Here is a 16,286-nt window from a genome sequence, read left to right as displayed (position 1 = left end):
GCCCGGCGCGGGCGCACGTCACGCGGAACCGTCCACGGGAAGTTCGGCGCGGACGCTGAAACCGCCCTCGCTGCGGGGGCCGGCGCGCAGCCTCCCGCCGAGCGCGGTGACCCTCTCGCGCATGCCGCTCAGCCCGACCCCGGGCGTCGGTACGGCACCGGGATCCGCCCTCCCGTCGTCGTCGATCTGCACGGTCAGCTCCTTCGGGCCGTAGGTGATGCGCACCGACGCCGCCGCGGGACCCGCGTGCCTGGCGGCGTTGGTGAGCGCCTCCTGGACGATCCGGTACGCGGTGCGGTCGACGTCCACCGAGAGCGGCCGCCGCTCCCCGTCCACAACCACGGTCGCGGGCAGGCCCGTCGCCCGCGACCGTTCGACCAGCTCGGTGAGTCGGTCGAGCCCGCTGACGGGCGGCTCGTCGTCGCGCAGCACCTCCAGGGTGGCGCGCAGCTCTCTCATCGCCTCCCCGCCGGCCTCCTGGATGGCGAGCAGCGGCGCGGACACCTCCTCACCTCGCTTGCGGGCGAGGTGGACCGCGACCCCGGCCTGTACCTTGATCACGGAGATGCTGTGGGTGAGCGAGTCGTGCAACTCCCTGGCGATCCTCAGCCGTTCCTCGTCCGCGCGGCGGCGGGCCGTCTCCTCTCGGGTGCGCTCGGCCTCGGCGGCGCGTTCCTCCGCCCGCCTCAGGTCGTCCCGGCGGTGGCGGGAGACCACACCCATGACGCCGGCGGCGACGAACCAGCCGACCAGCAGGCCGGTGGACTGCTGAGGGAGTCCCCCGGCCCCGGTCCCCGACGACAGGCCGGCCACCAGATCACCGCTCAGGAAGACGACGCTCGCGGCCACCGCGGCGGCACGGTGACCGGTCAGTACCGCGGTGTGGACGGCCACCAGCACCGGGAAGGCCGTCGGAGGCCCGACACCGGTCCTTACCGAGTAGGCCGTCATGCACACCGCGGTGACCAGCGCGACCACGACGGGAAGGCGGCGGCGGACAGCGAGCGGCAGGGTGCCGGCGAGCAGCAGCGCGTACTCGACCGGCCCATGCGGACCACCCTGCTCCGACCCGACCAGCGTCGCGACCACCAGCAGCAGGGCGATCCCCCCGGCGAGTGCCGCGTCGGGCACCTGATCGCCCTCACCGCGCACCCCGCCGCCCCAGGTGCGTACGCGATCGCGCCATCCGTACGCGTGCCCCCGCGGTCCGCGCACGTGCCCGCGCCATTCGCGTATGCGACCCATGCCCGAACAGTAGACCGGGCGCCGCCTCCTCCGCCTCCTCCGCGGAGAGGGGACCGGAGCTACTCCCGCTGGAGTAGGCCCGGGATCGCTACGCCCCCGGTGGCGGGCGCGAGAGCATCCGCCGATGCGACGCCCGGGATCGGTCCGGTCGGCGACCATCGACTCACCGACCGGCCGACGACCGCCGGCCTGACCATCGGCCATCGCGTCGGCGCGGGCCGGCCGGAGGCAGAACCCGGCCGCCGGAACCACCTCGCTCCGGAACACCGCCGCCGGATTTTCCGACGGCGGCATTCCGGCCGACCATCACGAAGGGAACGACGGTAGATGGCGAACACCTTCCGATACGTGACTCCCGTTACGCCCGAGGCCGCGACCGGCCGGATCGCCGCCGTCTACGGCCAGGCGGCCACCGACTTCGGCCTCGCCAGGATGCCGGTCCTCATGACGCTCTCCCCCGTCCCCGGCCTGCTCGCCGCGACCTGGGCGCTACTGCGCGAGTCGCTCGTGGCCGGACCCGCCTCCAGGACCGGCAGGGAGGTGGTCGCGCTCGGCGTGTCCATGGCCAACCGGTGCCCGTACTGCGTGGCCGCGCACACCACCCTGTTGCACGCCACCGGCGACCACCGGCTGGCCGAGGACATCTCACGCGGCGACACGCCCGCCGACCCCGGGCACGCCGCGCTCCTCGGCTGGGCGACGGCCACCCGAACACCCGGCGCGGCGGGCCCGGAGCCGGCGCCGTTCCCGGCTGAGCACACCGCCGAGTACGCCGGCACCGCCCTGACCTTCCACTTCATCAACCGCATCGCCTCTGCCCTGCTGACCGACAGCATGCTGCCCGGCAGGCTGCAGGATTCCCGGCTGGTCCGCAGCCTGAGCGGCAGGGTGCTGGCCCGCACCGTACGCAGGCGACTGCCGGCCGGTGAGAGCCTCCCCTTTCTGGCGGAACCACCCGCGCTCCCGGAACCCGTCTGGGCGGCGGGCACACCGGTGGGTACCGCCTTCGCCGCGCTTCGGGAGGCGGCGGGCGCGGGCGGGGCGCTGCTCGGCGAGCGGGCCCGCGCGGCCGTGCTGGAGACGGTCGGCGCATGGGACGGCGAGCATCCCGCGATGGGTGGCGGGTGGCTGGACGGGCCGTCGGCGGACCTGACCGGCTCCGACCTTCCCGGGGCGAGACTCGCCCTGCTCACCGCGCTGGCACCGTACCGCGTCACCGACGCCGATGTCGCGGCCTGGCGAGTCACCCACCCCGACGACGCGGACCTGGTACGGCTCGTCGCGTACGGCGCGATCACCGCTGTCGAAGGCGTCGAGGCGTCGATCCGCCGGGATCTGCCCGAGCCGTCCGGAACAAGATCGCGGCCCGCGCCGCCGTCGCCGTGACAACGGCGCACGACGACGTGATCGGCCTCGAAGGGTGGTTCGAGCCCTTCGGCCCGTTCACCCGTGCACCACTCTCTCGCCGGTACCCGAGAGCCCTCCGATGCACCCGGGGCGCCGCCGGGCCGGGTGAGCCCGGCGGCGCGGTTCTCAGCGGTCGGCGGGCGGCGACTCCAGCGACTCCAGCCAGCCCTCGATGGCACGGGCCATCGAGGGCGACCTGTCCTCCAGCATGGTGTAGTGGTCACCCTCGACCTCGCGGAGGACGTGGTCGGTGTGCCAGGAGGCGCGCCAGTCGTCGGTGACGGGTATCTCGCCGTCGAAGCCGGTCAGCGGGGTGTCCGGGTGCAGGAACAGGATGGGCGCGCGTACCTCGCCCACCGTGCTCTCGCGGAACAGCCGGTAGTAGCGACCCATCGCCGCCAGCCGTGCGCTGGTGAACGGGCCGAACGACGCCTCCCTGTCGAACATGCCCCGCACCAGTTGCATGCCGATGTCGTCGATGACCTTGTCGTCGGGCATGAAGGTGTCCAGCAGGACCAGTCCTCGCGGGTTGATCCCGATACTCTCCAGGTAGCCGACGGCGGCGTGCGCGAAGATACCGCCCGCGCAGTAGCCGAGGACCACGAACGGCTCGTCCCCCGCGGCCCGGCGTACGGACTCCGCCCACACCCGCACCGCGGCGTCGACCGTGCCGGGAAGCCTCTCCTCCTTGGCGAAACCGGGCACCGTGAGCGCGAAGAGGTCCCGGACACCGCGGAAGTTCGCGGCGAGCCGGGCGAACTGGGTCGCCCCGCCCAGCGCCATGGGGGTGCTGAAGCAGAACAGCGCGGGTGTGCCGGGCCCGGAGGCGAGCTTGACCGGCGGCGGGATCTCGTCGAGCTCCTCGACCGAGGAGAAGGATGGACGCAGGTCGGCCATCGCCCGCAGCAGCCCCATGGCCTCGTGCATCTTCCCCGCGCGGGCGGCCTCGTGGAACAACGCGCTGGGGGTCTCCGAGGGGTCCGCACCGCCCGGCGCGTTCTCCCCGGCACCGTCCAGGCGGGCCGCCAGCTCGCCCAGGAGGTGTTTTGCCAGGTCGGAGGGGTTGGGATAGTCGAAGATCACCGTCGCGGGCATCCGCAGCCCGGTCGCCTTGACCAGGCCGTTGCGCAGTTCCATGGAGGTCAGCGAGTCGAAGCCGGCCTCCAGGAAGTTCTGGTGCGCGTCGACCGCCTCGGGGCCGGGGTGACCGAGCACCCTGGCGGCGTGCGCCCGTACCGCCTCGCGGAGCACGTCCAGTCGCTCCTCCTCGGGCAGCCCGGAGAGCCTCGCCGTCAACGGCGCTCCGTCCGTCTCCTCCTCGGCGTCGCCGTCGTCGAGGATCGCGGTGACCTCGGGAAGGGCGCGCAGCAGCGGGCGGGACCTGGAGAGGGTGTACGCGGGGGCGAACCGGCTCCAGTCGATGTCGGCCACCACCAGGTGGGACTCGTCGTGGTCAAGGGCCTGGCCGAGCGCGGCCGTGGCCGAGGAGGGCTCCATGGCACGCACGCCGAGGCGGCGCAGCCGGGAGCCGACCTCGTCGTCCACCATGCCGCCGCCGCCCCAGGCACCCCAGGCGACGCAGGTGGCCGCCGTTCCGCGGGCGCGGCGCCGAGCGGCCAGCGCGTCCAGGAACGCGTTCGCCGCGGCGTACGCCGCCTGTCCCCCCTGCCCCCACACGGCGGCCCCCGAGGAGAACAGCGCGAACAGGTCCAGCGGCCGGTCGCCCAGCAGTTCGTCCAGGTGACGCGCGCCCACCACCTTGGCCAGCCCGACCTCGGCGAACTCCTCGACCGTGGTGCCGGGCAGCGGCGCACCGTCCCTGACGACGCCGGCCGCGTGGACCACCGCGCGCAGCGGGTACTCGGCGGGCAGCGAGTCCAGCAGGCGGCGGAGGTCCTCGCGGTCGGCGACGTCGCACGCGGCGATCGTGACCGTGACGCCCAGGGCCGCGAGCTCGGCCTCCAGCTCAGCGGCGCCCTCGGCGGCGCGGCCGCGCCGGCTGGTCAGGAGCAGGTGCTCGACGCCCCGGCCCGCCAGCCAGCGGGCCACGTGCGCGCCGACCCCGCCGGTTCCGCCGGTGACGAGCGCGGTGCCGCTCAGCCGCCGGACACCGCCGGAGCCGGAGGCGCTCTCGACCGCGCCGAGCGGTGCCCGCACCATCCGGCGGGCGAGGATCCCGTTCTGCCTGACCGCCAGCTGTTCCTCTCCGCCCGGCGCTGCCAGCACGCCGCAGAGGCGGTCGACGGCCCGCTCGTCCGGGGAGGGGGGCAGATCGACGAGGCCGCCCCAGGTGTCCGGGTGGTCCAGGGCGAGGACGGTGCCGATCCCCCAGACCTGCGCCTGGAACGGGGCGGCGTCCCCGCTTCGTCCCGGCTCCGTCCGGGAGGTCTGCTCGGCCCCCGAGGTGCCGGTGTCCACCGCGCCGGAGGTCACGGCCCACAGCGGCGCCGTGACGCCCGCGTCGCTCAGGGCCTGGACGAGGGTGACGGTCGCCGCCGTGCCGCGTGAGAGTCCCGGGTGCACCGGGTGGAGGTGTTCGTCCAGCGCCAGCAGGGAGAGCACACCGGTCACGGACTCGTCGGCGAGCCGGTCGCGCAGCGCCGAGGTGAGCGCGGCGCGGTCCTGCCCGCCCACCTCGAGGGGAATCACCCGGGCGCCGTTCCTGGCGAGCCCCGCGACGACCGCGGTCGTCGCGGGGGCGTCGTCCGCGGGCAGGGCCACCAGCCACGAGCCGGTGAGCGTGCCACCCGCCGGCTCGCCGACCGGCCGCCAGGCCACCCGGTAACGCCACGAGTCGATCGTGGCCCGCTCCCGCGTGCGCCGACGCCAGGAGGACAGCGCGGGCAGCATCTCGTTCAGGACGTCGGGAGCGACCCGCAGGTCGTCGGCGAGGCTCAGCGTGTTCCCGTGCTCGACGGCCTCCCAGAAGGCGGTGTCCACCGGGTCGGCGGCCGGGGCCCGTACGGCCGGCGAGGACTCCAGCCAGTAGCGCCGCCGCTGGAAGGCGTAGGTCGGCAGGTCCACCGGGCGGGCTCCGGGATACAGGCCGGACCAGTCGACGGTGACGCCCCGGACGTGCAGCTCGGCGGCGGAGGCGAGGAGCCGGGGCAGCCCGCCCTCGTCGCGGCGCAGGGTGCCGGTGACGACGGCGTCGTGGCCGAGCGCGTCGAAGGTCTCCTGCAGGCCCATGGTGAGCACCGGGTGCGGGCTGGCCTCGACGAACACGCCGTACCCCTGCGCGGCGAGCGCGCGGACGGCGCCGTCGAAGCCGACCGTGCGGCGCAGGTTGGTGTACCAGTACTCGGCGTCGAGGCCGGTGGTGTCGATCCAGTCGCCGGTCACCGTGGAGATCATCGGCACCTCGCCCGAGCGGGGCTCGATCGGCCCGAGATCACGGAGCAGGCGCTCGCGCAGCTCCTCGACCTGCGCGGAGTGTGAGGCGTAGTCGACGGGAACCTTCCTGGCCCGCACGCCCTCCCCGGTCAGCTCGTCGATCAGCTCGTCGAGGGCGTCCGGGACACCGGAGACCACGACCGAGCGGGCCCCGTTCACCGCCGCGACGGAGATCCGGTCCCGCCAGGGCTCCAGCCGCGCGGTCAGCTCATCGACGGGCAGCCCGACGGAGACCATGCCTCCGCGCCCGGCGAGCACGTCGCCGATGGCCCGGCTGCGCAGGGCGGCGACGCGGGCGCCGTCGTCGAGGGAGAGCGCCCCGGCGACCGTGGCGGCGGCGATCTCCCCCTGGGAGTGGCCGATCACGGCGTCGGGGCGGATTCCGTATCCGCTCCAGAGCCTGGCGAGCGACACCATGACCGCCCACAGCACCGGCTGGACCACGTCCACCCTGTCCAGCGGGGGTGCCCCCGCCTCCCCGCGCAGCACAGCGGACAGCGACCAGTCCACGAACGGTGCCAGTGCCCGCTCGCAGTCGGCGAGGTGCGCGGCGAAGAGGGGGGAGGCGGCGAGCAGTTCCGTGGCCATCCCGGCCCACTGCGAGCCCTGGCCGGGGAAGACGAACACCGTCTTGCCCGGCGTCCCGGCCGCCACCCCGGTGACCGTGCCGGCGGCCTCTTCGCCCGAGACCAGCCCGCGCACGCCGGCCAGCAACTCCTCGCGGTCGCGTCCCACCACCACGACCCGGTGCGGGAAGGCGGTGCGCGCGGCCAAGGCGAGGCCGATGTCGGCGACCGGCCGTCCCGGGTGGTCCTCGGCGTGGGCGAGAAGCCGGTCGAGCTGTGCTCGCAGGACGGGCGCGCTCTTCGCCGAGACCGCCCACGCCGCCGCGCCGCCCGGCAGCGCGAGCATCGGTGCCGGCTCCCTAACCTCCCCCGGCTCCCCGGACGCGCCTTCGGCGGCCGGGGCCTGCTCGACGATCACATGGGCGTTGGTGCCGCTGACGCCGAAGGAGGAGACTCCCGCACGGCGGGGCCGGTCCACGTCGTCCGGCCACTCGACGGGTTCGGTCAGCAGCCGGACGTTCCCCGCCGTCCAGTCCACGTGGGAGGAAGGCTCGGACACGTGCAGGGTGGCGGGCAGGACACCGGCGCGCAACGCCATCAGCATCTTGATCACGCCCGCGACCCCGGCGGCCGCCTGGGTGTGGCCGATGTTCGACTTGATCGAGCCCAGCCAGAGCGGCCGGTCCTGCGGACGGTCCCCGCCGTACGCGGCGAGCAGGGCCTGCGCCTCGATCGGGTCGCCGAGGGTGGTCCCGGTGCCGTGCGCCTCGACGGCGTCCACGTCGAACGCGGCGAGACCGGCGTTGGCCAGCGCGCGGCGGATGACCCGTTGCTGGGACACCCCGTTCGGGGCGGACAGGCCGTTGCTCGCACCGTCCTGGTTGACCGCGGAGCCGCGGATGACCCCGAGGATCGGGTGGCCGTTGCGGCGCGCGTCGGACAGCCGTTCCAGCAGCAGCATGCCCGCGCCCTCACCCCACCCCGTACCGTCGGCGTCGTCGGAGAACGCCTTGCAGCGGCCGTCTCGCGCGAGACCCCGCTGGCGGCTGAACTCCACGAAAGCCTCGGGCGTGGCCATCACGGTCACCCCGCCGGCCAGGGCGAGCGTGCTCTCCCCGCGCCGCAGCGACTCGCACGCCCAGTGCAGCGCCACCAGGGACGACGAGCACGCGGTGTCGACGGTGACCGCAGGACCCTTGAGCCCGAACACGTAGGCGACCCGACCGGAGATCACGGCGGTGGAGTTGCCGGTCAGCAGGTGGCCCTCCACCCCCTCCGGCAGCGCGTCCAGGCCGGTGCCGTACCCGCTGGAGAAGGCACCGACGAAGACACCGGTCTGGCTGCCCTTCAGCGAGGTCAGGTCGACGCCGGCCCGCTCGAACGCCTCCCACGACACCTCAAGAAGCAGCCGTTGCTGCGGGTCGGCGGCGAGCGCCTCACGCGGCGAGATGCCGAAGGAGCCCGCGTCGAAGTCTCCGGCGTCGTAGAGGAAACCGCCCTCGCGGGTGTAGCTGGTCCCCGGCCGGGTGAGCTCAGGGTCGTACAGGGTCTCCACATCCCAGCCCCGGTCGCCGGGGAACTCCGAGACGCCGTCGCGGCCCTCCGCGACGAGCCGCCACAGCTCCTCGGGGCTGCGCACGCCCCCGGGGAACCGGCATCCCGCCGCGATGACCGCGATCGGCTCGCGGTCCTTGGCCTCCGCCTCGCGCAGCCGCTGCTGGGCCTGCTGGAGGTCCGCGGTCACCCGCCGGAGATAGCCGAGGAGCTTCTGCTCGTCCGCCACGTCACGTCACCTTCCCCACACGTCGAACCGGGCGCCCACCACTGGGGCGTTCGGTACGGAGAGACCGTTCATCACGGCAGGAACATTCGGGAACACGGGGCTCAGAGCCCCTTGTCGATCAGTGCGAACAGTTCGTCGGCGCTCGCCGACTCCACGCCCTCGCCGACGGCCGCGCCTGCTCCGTCCGGCTCGGGCCTGTCTCCGCGCCACTGGGCCAGCAGACCTCCCAGACGTGTGGCGATCGTGAACCGCGTCTCCTCGTCGGGAGTGATCTCGGTGAGCACCCGGCCCAGCCGGTCGAGTTCCCGCAGGACCTGTGCCTCGGTCGGCGCCTCGTCCGGCACCAGTTCCGCGCGCAGGTAGTCGGCGAGGGCGGTCGGGTTCGCGTAGTCGAACACCAGCGTGGCGGGCAACCGCCTGCCGGTCGCGGTGTTCAGCCGGTTGCGCAACTCGACCGAGGTGAGCGAGTCGAAGCCCATCTCGTCGAAGGCCCGGTCGGCCTCCACCTGGTCGGTGGAGGTGTGGCCGAGCACGGCGGCGACCTCGGCCCGCACCAGGTCGAGCAGCATCCGGTGACGGTCGGCCGCGGGGAGCGCGGCCAGTCCGGCGAGCAGGTCCGCGCCGGTCTGCCCGCCCCCGGCGGCCGTCGCGGTACGGCGGGCCGGCGCGCGCACCACACCCCGCAGCAGCGGCGGCAGCCGGTCGCCCTTGGCCGCCAGCGCCTTGGCGTCGAGGCGGATCGGCACCAGCGCCGACTCCGGCCTGCCCGCCGCGGCGTCGAGCAGGGCCAGGCCCTCCTCCGGTGTCAGCGGCACGACACCGTCGCGGGCCATCCGGCCGATGTCGGCGTCGGTGAGAGTGCCGAGCATGCCGCCGACCTCGGCCCACGGGCCCCAGGCGAGCGAGAGCGCGGGCAGTCCCCGCGCGCGCCGCAGCCCGGCCAGCGCGTCCAGGAACGCGTTGGCCGCGGCGTAGTTGCCCTGCCCGGTGCTGCCGAACGTGCCGGCCACCGACGAGAACAGTACGAACGACGACAGGTCGAGGTCGCGGGTCAGCTCGTGCAGGTTCAGCGCGGCGTCCGCCTTGGGGCGCAGCACCCTGTCCACCCGGTCGGGGGTGAGTGAGGCGATCGTCCCGTCGTCCAGTACGCCCGCGGCGTGCACCACCGCGGTGAGCGGGTGCTCGGCGGGCACCCCGGCCAGCAGCTTCGCCAGGGCGGTCCGGTCGGCCGCGTCGCAGGCGACGATCTCGACGTTCGCCCCCAGGTCCGTCAGTTCGGCACGCAGCCGCTCCGTCCCCTGGGCGGCGGGACCGCCACGGCTGGTCAGCAGGAGGTTGCGGACGCCGTGGGCGGTCACGAGGTGGCGGGCGACGAGGCCGCCGAGGCCGCCGGTGCCGCCGGTCACCAGCACGGTGCCGTCCTGGGCGAGCGGGACGGGCAGGGTGAGCGCGACCTTGCCGACGTGTCTGGCCTGCGACAGGAAGCGGAACGCCTCGGGGGCGCGGCGGATGTCCCAGGCGACCACCGGCAGCGGCCGGATCGCCCCCCGCTCGAACAGGTCGAGGAGGGCACGCAGCATCTCCCCGATCCGGTCGTACCCGGCCTCGACGAGGTCGAAGTCGCGGTAGCGGACGCCGGGATGCTCGGCGGCCACGGCCTCGGGCGGGCGAACGTCGGTCTTGCCCATCTCCACGAACCGGCCGCCGCGCGGCAGCATCCGCAGCGAGGCGTCGACGAAGTCGCCCGCCAGCGAGTTGAGCACCACGTCGACCCCTCCCCCGCCGGTCGAGGTGAGGAAGGAGGATTCGAAGTCCAGGGTGCGTGAGGAGGAGATGTGGGCCTCGTCCAGCCCCATGGAGCGTAGGACGTCCCATTTGCCGGTTCCGGCGGTTCCGTAGACCTCGGCCCCGAAATGCCGGGCGAGTTGCACGGCCGCCATGCCCACTCCGCCCGCGGCGGCGTGGATCAGCACCTTCTCCCCCGCCTTCAGGGCCGCCAGGTCCGCCAGCGCGTAGTACGCGGTGAGGAAGGCGACCGGCGTCGACGCGGCCTGGGCGAAGGTCCAGCCGCCGGGCACGGCGACCAGCTGGCGGTGGTCGGTGACGGCCAGCGGGCCGAACGCGCCGCCGTCGAACATGCCCATCACCCGGTCGCCCTCGGCGAACGCGGTGACGCCGGGACCGACCTCCACGACGCGGCCCGCTCCTTCGAGGCCCATCGCGCCCGCCTCGCCCGGATACATGCCGAGCGCGTTGAGCACGTCCCGGAAGTTCACCCCGGCGGCGCGGAGCTCGACCCTGACCTGTCCCGGTGCCAACGGGGCGACGGCCGCGGGCGCGTCCAGGAAGGCCAAATTCTCCAGGGTGCCCTTGTCCAGGCTGTCCATCCGCCAGGAGGCGGCGCCCTCGGGCGGCACGAGCCCGGCGCCGGTCGCCCGGACGAGCCTGGCGGCCAGCACGGCTCCTCCTTCCCTCAGCGCCACCTGCGGCTCGCCGGTCGCGAGCGCGGCGGGGAGCCGTCCCGCCGACGCGACGTGACCGTCCAGGTCGGCCAGGACGAACCTGTCCGGGTTCTCCGCCTGGGCGGAACGGACCAGGCCCCACACCGCGGCACCCACGACGTCACGGGCGCTCTCCCCGGACCCGGCGGAGACCGCTCCCCGGGTCACGAAGACCAGCCGGGAGTCGTCGAGGCGGTCGTCGGCCGACCAGGCCCGAGCCAGGTCCAGGGCCCGCTGGACGGCCGAGCGGACGGCCCCCGCCACGGCCTCCGTGCCGGTTTCCGTATCGATCTCGGTGTCGGTGTGGGGTCCGGCGACGTGAGCGTGGTCATGAGCGGGGGTCCCGCCGACGCTCTCCGCGCTCACGAGGACGACGTCGGGAACGGGCGCACCGGAGTCGAGGGCCGCGACCAGCTCCTCGATCCCGGCGTAGGAGGCCGGGAAGATCCCGGCCGCGCGCAGCGCCTCCCCCGTGGCCGGGACGTCGCCGCCGAGCAGCGCCCACTCCCGCACCGGTACGGTCCCGGCCTCGACCGGGACCCACTCCACCCGGTGCAGCGAACGCCCGGGGTCCGTGCGTGCGCCGGCGAGGTCGGCGGAACCGATGGGCCGCAGTACGAGCGAGCCGATCGACACGACAGGACGCCCGGCCTGGTCGGCCGCCTCCAGACGCAGCGAGTCGCCTCCGGTCGGCACCACCCGCACCCGCAGGCCTGACGCTCCGGCGGCGTGCAGTTCCACCTCCGACCACGTGAACGGCAGCGCGGCGTGCTCCGTCGAGGCGTCACTGAGGGCGAGGGCGTGCAGGGCGGCGTCCAGCAGGGCCGGGTGGACGCCGAAGAGGGCGGCGTCGGCGGCGACGCCCTTGGGCAGCGCGATCTCGGCGAACACCTCGTCGCCACGCGTCCAGGCCGCCCGCAGGCCGCGGAAGGCCGGACCGTAGCGGAGGCCGAGGTCGACGAGCCGGTCATAGAGGCCGTCCGTCTCCACCGGCTCGGCACCGGACGGCGGCCACTCGCCGAGGTCGAAGTCTCCGGCGGTGCCCGAGGCGGTGAGGAGGCCGGTGGCGTGCCGGGTCCACGCCTCGTCGGCCGCGGTCTCCTCGGCACGTCCGTAGACGCTGATCGCACGGGCCCCGGAGTCGTCGGGCGCGCCGAGCACGACCTGCACCTGGACACCGCTCTGGCCGGTCAGGACCAGCGGGGCCTCCAGGGTGAGCTCCTCGATCCTGTCGCAACCGACCTGGTCTCCGGCGCGAACGGCGAGTTCCACGATCCCGGTGCCGGGGAACAGCACCGTCTCGCCCACCGCGTGGTCCGCGAGCCACGGGTGGGTACGGGCCGAGAGACGGGCGGTGAACAGGTGCCCACCGGAGTCGGGCAGCTCGACGGCGGCCCCCAGAAGGGGGTGACCCGGCGTGTCGAGGCCGACGGACTCCGGGTCGCCGGAGGTGGGGACGTGCAGCCAGTAGTCGCGGTGCTGGAAGGCGTAGGTGGGCAGTTCGACCCGGCGTGGTCTCCCCACTCCGGCCGCGGTGGCGGCGTCGGTGAAGAACGCCTCCCAGTCAACGGCCACCCCCCGCGTATGCAAGGCGCCCAACGCCGTGACCAACTCCGAAGCCTCACCACGATCCCGGCGCATCACCGGCACGAACACCGCCCCAGACCCCACCCCCGAACCAGCCGCCGCCGGCCCATCGCCGGAAACACCACCGGACCCGTCACCGGCCAGGCACTCCTGCCCCATCGCCGACAACACCCCGTCCGGCCCCACCTCCACGAACGTCTCCACCCCCGCAGAAACCAACACCCCCACCCCATCGGCGAACCGCACCGCACCACGCACCTGCTCCACCCAGTACTCCGGCGAACACAACCGCTCCGCCGTGGCCGACTCCCCGGTCAACGTCGACACGATCGGGATTCGCGGCGGGTCGTAGGACAGCGACCCCGCCACCGCCCGGAACTCCTCCAGCATCGGATCCATCAACGGCGAATGGAACGCGTGCGACACCCGCAGCTGCTTCGTCCTGATCTCCCGTTCCCGCAGAGCGGCGGTCACTTCCAGCACCGCCTCTTCGGTACCGGAGATCACCACCGAGGTCGGACCGTTGACGGCCGCGATGGACACCTGGTCTTCGCGCCCGGCCAGCAGCCCGGCGACCTGCTCCTCGGAGGCCCGCACCGACACCATCGCCCCACCCGCGGGCAGCGCCTGCATCAACCGCGCCCGGCCCGCCACCAACGCACACGCATCGGCCAGCGACAACACCCCCGCCACATGAGCCGCCGCGATCTCCCCAACCGAATGACCCGCCAGCACATCCGGCGCCACCCCCCAGGACTCCACCAGCCGGAACAACGCCGTCTCCACCGCGAACAGCGCCGGCTGCGCCCACCCGGTCTGGTCCAGCGCCTCCGCCTGCGCCGACCCCGGCTCGGCGAACAGCACCTCACGCAACGACCCCTCAAGCAGCGGATCCAGCTCCGCGACCACCGTGTCCAACGCCGCCGCGAACACCGGGAACCGCCCATACAACTCCCGGCCCATCCCGGCCCGCTGCGACCCCTGACCGGTGAACAACACCGCCACCCGGCCATCACCCACCCGACCCCGCACCACACCCGAACCACCGGCTACCGCCGACAACCCGGCCACCACACTTCCACGGTCCCCGCCCACCACCACCGCACGATGATCGAAGGCGGACCTGCCGGTGGCCAGTGAGTACGCGATGTCCAGCGCCCTCAGGTCCTCGCGCTCCTCCACGAACGCCGCCAGGCGGGCGGCCTGCGCGCCCAGCGCCTCCTCGCCGCGCGCCGACACCACGAACGGCAACGGCAATCCCCCGGCGAGCTCCGCCGTCGGAACCGGCAGAGCCCCCTCGATCTCGGTGTCGACGGGGGCGGGGGCCTGCTCGATGATGACGTGGGCGTTGGTACCGCTGATACCGAAACCGGAGACTCCCGCGCGGCGCGGGTGGCCGTTCTCCGGCCACTCGACGGGCTCGGTGAGCAGCGACACCGCACCCGTCGACCAGTCGACGTGCGGGGTGGGCTCGTCGACGTGCAGGGTCCTGGGCAGCAGGCCGTTCCGGAGGGCCATCACGACCTTGATGACGCCCGCGACCCCGGCGGCGGCCTGGGTGTGGCCGATGTTGGACTTCACCGAACCCAGCCACAGGGGACGATCGGCCGGGCGGTCCTGACCGTAGGTGGCGAGCAGCGCCTGGGCCTCGATCGGGTCGCCGAGCATGGTGCCGGTGCCGTGCGCCTCCACCGCGTCGACGTCGGCGGCCACCAGTTCGGAGTTGGCGAGCGCCTGGCGGATGACGCGCTGCTGGGAGGGTCCGTTCGGAGCCGACAGGCCGTTGCTGGCACCGTCCTGATTGACCGCGCTGCCCCGCACCACCGCCAGCACCGGATGACCGTTGCGACGCGCGTCCGACAGCCGTTCCAGCAGCAGCAGGCCGATCCCCTCGGAGAAGGCGGTGCCGTCGGCGGCCGCGGCGAAGGCCTTCACCCGGCTGTCGGGGGCGAGGCCGCGCTGGCGGCTGAACTCCACGAAGATCTCGGGGGTGAAGATGATCGTGACGCCGCCGGTGATGGCCATGGAGCACTCGTCCCTTCTGAGGGACTCGCACGCCAGGTGCAGGGTCACCAGTGAGGACGAGCAGGCGGTGTCGGCGGTGACCGCGGGTCCCTCCAGGCCGAGGGTGTAGGAGATCCGCCCGGACATGACGGCGGTGGAGGTGCCCGTCAGCAGGTGACCCTCGACCCCCGCGGGGAAGACCCCCTGGCCGATGCCGTACCCGCTGGAGGCCGCGCCGACGAAGACGCCCGTCCGGCTGCCCTTCACCGTGGCGGGATCGATGCCCGCCCGTTCCAGCAGTTCCCACGAGGTCTCCAGCAGCAGCCGCTGCTGCGGGTCGGACGCCAGTGCCTCGCGCGGGCTCATCCCGAAGAAGCCCGCGTCGAAACCACCGGCGTCGGCGACGAACCCGCCCTCGCGGGCATAGGTGGTGCCGGGGGTGTCCGGGTCGGGGTGGTAGAGCCGGTCCAGGTCCCAGCCCCGGTCCCCGGGGAACCCGGACATGGCGTCCTTCCCGTCCGCGACCAGCCGCCAGAGTTCCTCCGGGCTGTTCACCCCACCGGGCAGGCGGCAGCTCATGGCCACGACCGCGATCGGCTCGCGTTCCCTGGCCTCCACCTCACGCAGGCGGCGTCGGGTGTGCTGCAGGTCGGCGGTGGCACGCTTGAGGTAGTCACGCAGCTTGTCGTCATTCGGCATCGGACGTCAACCAGCCTCGGGGCAGTAGGGATTCGTCATGGGGTGCGCCGTCGGGAGGCGCCGTCAAAAGACACCGTCGGGAGGCGCCGTCAGGAGGCGCCGTCAGGAGGCGCCGAGTTCCCCGTCGAGGACCGCGAAGAGCTCGTCGTCGGTGACCGACTCGAAGTCCTGCCGGGGCTCGGTCTCCACCGGGTCGCCGTGCGTGTCGTCCCACTTGCGGAGCAGCGCCCGCAGCCGGGCTGTGATCTTGTCGGTGTCCCCGCCGTTCCTCGCGTACAGGAGGGTCTCCAGCCGGTCGACCTCCGCGAGCACGGACGCGGAGGGGTCGGCGGCGGGCGGGGCGATCTCGTCCCTGATGTGCTCGGCGAGCACGCCGGGGTTGGGGTAGTCGAAGACCAGGGTGGTCGGCAGGCGCAGCCCGGTGGCGCCACCGAGCCGGTTGCGCAGTTCGACGGCGGTGAGCGAGTCGAACCCGAGCTCCTTGAACGCCCTCTCGGGTTCCACCGAGTCCACGCTCGTGTGCCCGAGCACCCCGGCGGCCTCGGCGCAGACGAGCTTGACGAGCGCGGTCAGCTGCTCGTCCTCCGACAGACCCGCCAGGCGCTGTTCGAGACCGGAGGCGCCGGGGGTGACGCCTCCCACGGTCCGGACGACCCGGCGGGCGGGGGCCCGGACGAGACCCCGCAGCAGCGCGGAGCGCAGGCCGTTCTCGCCGCGCAGCGCGGCGAGGTCGAGGTTGATCGGCACGAGCAGCGCCTCGTCGAAGGCGCGGGCCGCGTCGAACAGGGCCATCCCCTCCTCCGACGACAGGGCGACCAGTCCTGAACGGGCCATCCGCTCCACGTCGGCGTCGGCGAGGTGGCCGGTCATGCCGCTGCGCTGGTTCCAGAAGCCCCAGGCCAGCGAGAGCCCGGCCAGCCCCTGAGCCCTGCGGTGCGCCGCCAGCGCGTCGAGGAAGGCGTTGGCGGCGGCGTAGCCGCCCTGCCCCGCCCCGTCCAGCACCGCCGCGGCCGAGGAGAACATCACGAACGCCGACAGGTCCATGTCACGGGTGAGCTCGTGCAGGTTCCACGCCGCGTCCACCTTCGGCCGCAACACCGC

At 73.9% G+C, this 16,286-nt stretch carries 5 protein-coding genes; 1 reads left to right on the top strand and 4 read right to left on the bottom strand.

The window, feature by feature from the left end; all coding sequences use genetic code 11:
* Nucleotides 1–18: 18 nt before the first annotated feature.
* Nucleotides 19–1,245, bottom strand: a complete 1,227-nt coding sequence (locus AB0B90_RS35590; protein WP_350949120.1) for a histidine kinase — start codon at nucleotides 1,243–1,245, stop codon at nucleotides 19–21.
* Between the two features lie 348 nt (nucleotides 1,246–1,593).
* Here AB0B90_RS35590 and AB0B90_RS35585 point away from each other — a divergent pair, with 348 nt between their 5' ends.
* The gene (locus tag AB0B90_RS35585; protein ID WP_362926474.1) at nucleotides 1,594–2,631 is read left to right on the top strand and encodes a carboxymuconolactone decarboxylase family protein; all 1,038 of its coding nucleotides are present in this window, start codon (nucleotides 1,594–1,596) and stop codon (nucleotides 2,629–2,631) included.
* Between the two features lie 147 nt (nucleotides 2,632–2,778).
* Here AB0B90_RS35585 and AB0B90_RS35580 read toward each other — a convergent pair whose 3' ends face one another.
* From AB0B90_RS35580 to AB0B90_RS35570, 3 genes are all read right to left on the bottom strand, one after another.
* On the bottom strand, nucleotides 2,779–8,394 hold the full coding sequence (locus AB0B90_RS35580) for a type I polyketide synthase (RefSeq protein ID WP_362926473.1): 5,616 nt from the start codon (nucleotides 8,392–8,394) through the stop codon (nucleotides 2,779–2,781).
* 101 nt (nucleotides 8,395–8,495) lie between these two features.
* Nucleotides 8,496–15,185, bottom strand: a complete 6,690-nt coding sequence (locus AB0B90_RS35575; protein WP_362926472.1) for an SDR family NAD(P)-dependent oxidoreductase — start codon at nucleotides 15,183–15,185, stop codon at nucleotides 8,496–8,498.
* Between the two features lie 102 nt (nucleotides 15,186–15,287).
* A partial coding sequence (locus AB0B90_RS35570) for a beta-ketoacyl reductase (RefSeq protein WP_362926471.1) occupies nucleotides 15,288–16,286 on the bottom strand: 999 nt, incomplete at its 5' end.

It is taken from the genome of Streptosporangium sp. NPDC049078 (assembly GCF_040648855.1).
Taxonomy (GTDB): domain Bacteria; phylum Actinomycetota; class Actinomycetes; order Streptosporangiales; family Streptosporangiaceae; genus Streptosporangium.
The sequence above is the reverse complement of the archived record's forward strand: the minus strand, read 5'-3'. Positions and strand labels throughout refer to the sequence as shown.